5 protein-coding genes are annotated in these 4,429 nt (G+C 59.1%); 1 reads left to right on the top strand and 4 read right to left on the bottom strand.

The window, feature by feature from the left end:
* Window positions 1–237: transposase domain-containing protein (locus tag A3M7_RS45620; RefSeq protein ID WP_198033893.1), on the top strand; the 237-nt coding region annotated here is incomplete at its 5' end.
* Here A3M7_RS45620 and A3M7_RS45615 read toward each other — a convergent pair.
* The 4 genes from A3M7_RS45615 to A3M7_RS45605 all read right to left on the bottom strand — a co-directional run.
* Window positions 225–1,937 carry a hypothetical protein gene (locus tag A3M7_RS45615; RefSeq protein WP_245284415.1) on the bottom strand — a complete coding sequence of 571 codons (1,713 nt, stop codon included), beginning with the start codon at window positions 1,935–1,937 and terminating at the stop codon, window positions 225–227. The genes A3M7_RS45620 and A3M7_RS45615 overlap by 13 nt on opposite strands.
* Window positions 1,938–2,851: 914 nt before the next feature.
* A complete protein-coding gene (locus A3M7_RS45610) occupies window positions 2,852–3,490 on the bottom strand; it encodes a recombinase family protein (protein ID WP_049823953.1) in 639 nt (212 codons plus the stop codon).
* 50 nt (window positions 3,491–3,540) lie between these two features.
* Window positions 3,541–3,810 (bottom strand): hypothetical protein, encoded by a 270-nt coding sequence (locus tag A3M7_RS0137540; RefSeq protein ID WP_027548479.1) that lies wholly within the window; start codon window positions 3,808–3,810, stop codon window positions 3,541–3,543.
* Window positions 3,811–3,812: 2 nt separating this feature from the next.
* On the bottom strand, window positions 3,813–4,429 hold a 617-nt coding region (locus tag A3M7_RS45605), incomplete at its 5' end, for an MT-A70 family methyltransferase (RefSeq protein ID WP_245284414.1).

Below are 4,429 nucleotides of genomic sequence, written 5' to 3'. Positions count from 1 at the left end.
GTGCGCGGTATCGCCCTGGGGAGAAAATCCTGGTTGTTCTGCGGCTCTGATCGTGGCGGCGAGCGGGCCGCGGTGATGTACAGCCTGATCGTCACCGCCAAGATGAACGATATCGATCCGCAAGCCTGGCTCGCCGACCTTCTGGCGCGCATTGCCGAGCACCCGGTTCACCGGCTCGACGAACTGCTTCCGTGGAATTGGCGCGACCGAAACAAGCAAGTCGATCAGGCAGCCTGAGTGACCGCTACGGCCTTCACCGGATGCTTACCCTGTATCCCCGGCATCTCTCTGCGAATAGCAGCGAGAATGTCCTCGCCCCGCTCACCGGAAGGAAGCACGATGAACACATCTGCCGGTGGGCACCCGCCGTGGTCGTCAGTGACGTGGCGGCAGCAGATGCGATTGATCGCCTGAATGATGGAGGCCGATAGCTGACGGCGGACCATGTGTTCTCGAAGGTTGACGTGGCCTTTCCAAGTAGGATTGTCGAGCCAGTCATCCCCCTGTGCGCCTTGCAGCGCAAAGAACATGTTCGTAGGATACGTCACCGCATCGCGGAACGGCAGGCCGAATATCACCGCCACATCACAATCGGCGTAGGCGTTGCTGCCATCCACAGCACCCCAATGCGCCTTAGCCACCTTTGCGAAAGGCAACTCTCCGGCCTCGGGCAACTCGTGCTCCACCGCCTTGTGTACGCAAAAGAACACGGAACGGTCAGGCGTAAGACGCTCGGTGAGGTCGTCAATAAGGCGGGGGATGCGCGTCTTTGCGCGTTCGACCATGGCCCCCTTGCCGACCCCCGTGATCCGCGCGACGTGCAGCGTAACACTGCTGTAGTCCCGCACACCCGGAGGCGTCGGAATGATGACCGCACGGTCCTCCATCAGCTCGTAAATGAAGTCCTCGCGGGCAGTAGCATCGAGCACCACGGGACCTGGCGCATCCAGCGGCACCAGCAAGGCGGAGGAGTTGAGGGTTGGCAGCTTGCCTTTCAGCGTGAAGTACGCCCAGCGATCCAGCACGGCCTCAGCAGCAGCCATCGTCTTGTCTATCCTGGTCGCAATGCTTCGGCGGTCATTCTCGTCAGCTTTCCCTATCACCCGATCATAGGGGAGCTTGAACATAGCTGCGCGCAAGGCGCTCAGGTCCACCGATCCAATCGGGCATTCTCCTCGGTCCCACGCCATGCGAGCGCCACCACCGGAATCCTCGCTGATACCTTGGTGGTGACGTAACACTTGATGCAGGCTTTCCAAGGCGGCGACCTCGGCAGTGTAAGTGGTACGCAAATCATGCGGAATGAACCCGATAGCTTGGCTAAGATTGTCGGCAGTGACTTGGCTCTCTTCGATAGCGTTACACAACGCTTCGTCGATGATGGTCAGAAGACGCATTCCGCCCCTCCAGTTGGTTACACGCTGCCACTTGCCATCGCGGGTCGCCTTGAGAGTTTGGGTGGCATTGACATAGGCTTGGTGAGTGATGACGAGGATGTCGCGTTCACTGAGCTGCTCCTGGGTGGCACGGTGGTCCGTGTGGTCAGCCACAGCGACCTCACGTCCAGCAAGGGCATTGATTGCAGCTACCACCTCATCCGCTTGAGAGATCAGCCGTGTAACGATAAGAATGCCCACTGGCTTCTTGAGGCCCTTGGTTGTAGCGTTCTGCTTCGCTTGGAGCGCCGCGTACACCTTGGCGCCCAAGGTCTTCCCTGAGCCGGTGGGGGGCCACAGGATGCGCCAGCGTGGCGGAGCACCAGCAGCCGTATCAATGATTGCTTCCTGGTAGGTATGGGCCATCGTGGCCCACAGCTTCCTGAGTGGTTCGCTTGGGGTGTTGTGATAAGTTGTCGTCCATTGATCTGTAAGACAGTCGAGAAAAGGCTGCACCGGCACGAGAGCGTACTGCTCGTGCAAGCCGAAAGAGTTGGTCATGTATGGATCGATTCCAGAGTAGGAGAATGGAGGGTGAGCCTCTAAAGAGAAAATCCTATAGAGGTCTGCCCCCCATTGTTTGGGGACAGGCACTGAAGGTTGATGAGGTGACAGCGCCGATTACATTTCGCCTCTACAGATGCCCGTAGAGCCGCGCGAGAGCCGCTGAAGCCGTATCGCTGGTCAGAGCGCTTATCTCTTGGTGAGGGGCGCGCTGGACAGGGCCCACTGAGGGCCTCAAGCTTGCAGTGGTTGATCGTGAGATTTGACGGAAGAAGAATTTGTTGGGTGGCAGAAGATTGCGGAAGTGGCTTGCAACCGACTGTTGTTAGCTAGCTACAATTGACTGCAACCCAACTCTTGAAAGCCGTCAGAGATTCCGAGGAGGCCAAGTGAGGGCATCATGGCCGTTCCTCTTTAGAGTAGGCCCGTTTGTCAGCTAAGTCGTTGGTTCTAATAGAAGCCGAGGCTCAAATACGCTCCACGGAAGGCCCTAATCAAAGATCACCATTGGAGGTCACAGGAATAGGTTTCATCGAGGCGGTTATGAAGCTGCGCATTGACGACTGTCTAGCTAGCTATGGCTGAGTGCTGATGTTGGTCATCTGTGATCCCGTTGCGTTGGATGCTTGTTTGGGGACCATCACGCCCCCCTCTCTCTATACGTGAGTACGTTTGTCGGCTAAGTCGTTGGACTTGATGGAGATAGGGGGTCCAAAACGGTACTTTCAGCGGAGCACGCCGCCCTGTTCAACTGAGCAAGGGCCTTGGCCTTTAGCCCGCCCTTTTTGAAACAGGGGCCCCGCTTTGGTCAGCCTAGGGGCCCCATGCACCGCCGGAGTCCCTTAGCTGCGCATCTGCCATATCTGTGCACACGGGCGGCGGCTTAGCTTCCTTTAGCTACAGGCCAACTCTCAAGCCCGTTCGAGAATGTTTGCGATTGACTGGGCGTACCACATGCCACCTCGTGCCGTTGGGACACCACGCGCATTCAGCGCCTCCGCAATCTGCCTGAGCGTGCTCGCACCGGCCTTCTGAGCCTCACGGATAATGGGGAGGACGTTGGCCGCGTAGCGATCAGCTTCGGCCTTCACGGCCTCCACGGCGCTCTTGCGAGCTATAGAGAGCTTAGGGTTGCCGAGCGTCACCCCACGAGCCTTAGCCGCCGAGAGGGCCTGCCGGGTGCGGGTGGAGATCAGCGCGCGTTCCTTCTCGGCCAGTGCGGCGAATAGATGCAGGACGAACGGGTCAACGTCGGGGCCAAGCTCAGCGACCACGAAGGGCACCTTGTGGGCCATGAGGCCGGAAATAAAGTGAACGTCGCGGCTGAGCCGGTCGAGCTTAGCTACAGCGACGTGGCACCTGAGCTTCTTTGCGGCAGCGAGGGCCGCCTTTAGCTGCGGGCGGCGGTCCAGAGCATCCGCACCCTTGCCAGTTTCCACCTCCACAAACTCGCGCGTCACTGTGAACCCCTCAGCCTGAGCGAAGTGAGTGAGTGTCTGCCGCGCGAGCGAACATGGGATGGGCAGCCTTATCGCTAAGCGGCAATTCATCGTTCGCGTGGTGAGCGGTCACCTGCATCGGGATCGCCTAAGACTGGGAGTCACCCAGCAAGAGCTGACAGGTAGTGGAGGAAATGGCCGCTCGTATCTGAGCCACCCGGTTCGACCTCCACGATTTCCCCGCTGGCCGGGTGCCTGAAGGTCCGCAACTCGGTCTTGGACTTCTCCCAGCCAGCAACCTGAAGAGTTCTCGTGAGGCGGTTGAGATGCGGGCGCTCAGCGTCGTCATCGTGAACGAACGTGAGACGGCCATGCTCGTCCCATGCGTCCTCGACCAGCTTGTAGCCTTCAGCCTCGAACAGCTGCTGCATCGCTATTCTGCGGCTTGAGAGTGGTTCGCGTAGGTGTCCCATGTTGGACGGTACTCGTTGTGGGCCTCGTTGCCCCACACTGCCCACTTTTTGCGCACTCCCCGAGAGAATAGCTCAAGGTACGGCCCCGGCGAACAGGATTCGATGACCTCGTACTGCTCATCAGGCTTCCGCGAGTGCTCCCTCTTGCGGGACGAAATGTAGTTCACTTGGGTCCGGCCCGGCTGGAGCGTCCTAGCATTCTTCCCTCGGACCCCGAACAGGATCAGCTCCGTGACGTTCCTGAAGTAGAAACCCACCCCACGGCCATCGGAACCGCCGTCCTTCCGTATTTTGTGCCACACGATGTTGGACTTGTACTGAAAGCCCCACGCCTTCATGACCTGGATGCCTTCCGGGAGCAGCGCATTCGGACACCACAGGTACAGGTGGGCCGTTGGCGCGGCGATTTCCGCGACGGGCAGATTTTGTTGCAAAAGTCGGTTGAGGCAGGCCGCGAACCGTGATTCCGTTGTGTTGACGCGAATCTCGGCGAGGTCGATCCATGATGGGCCGTGTGAAGAGTGACCAAGGTCAACTGTTCTACGAGTTTCATCTGGGCGATGCGGTACCCGAAGAT

This window comes from Bradyrhizobium sp. WSM2254, assembly GCF_000472645.1.
Taxonomy (GTDB): domain Bacteria; phylum Pseudomonadota; class Alphaproteobacteria; order Rhizobiales; family Xanthobacteraceae; genus Bradyrhizobium; species Bradyrhizobium niftali.
Note: the sequence above shows the minus strand (reverse complement) of the source record. Positions and strands in the feature narration are given on the sequence as shown.

What these genes read in the sequence shown, in the direction of transcription:
- A3M7_RS45615 (WP_245284415.1), bottom strand. Translation starts at nt 1,937, where the DNA reads ATGACCAACTCTTTCGGCTTGCACGAGCAGTACGCTCTCGTGCCGGTG.
- A3M7_RS45610 (WP_049823953.1), bottom strand. Translation starts at nt 3,490, where the DNA reads ATGAATTGCCGCTTAGCGATAAGGCTGCCCATCCCATGTTCGCTCGCG.
- A3M7_RS0137540 (WP_027548479.1), bottom strand. Translation starts at nt 3,810, where the DNA reads ATGCAGCAGCTGTTCGAGGCTGAAGGCTACAAGCTGGTCGAGGACGCA.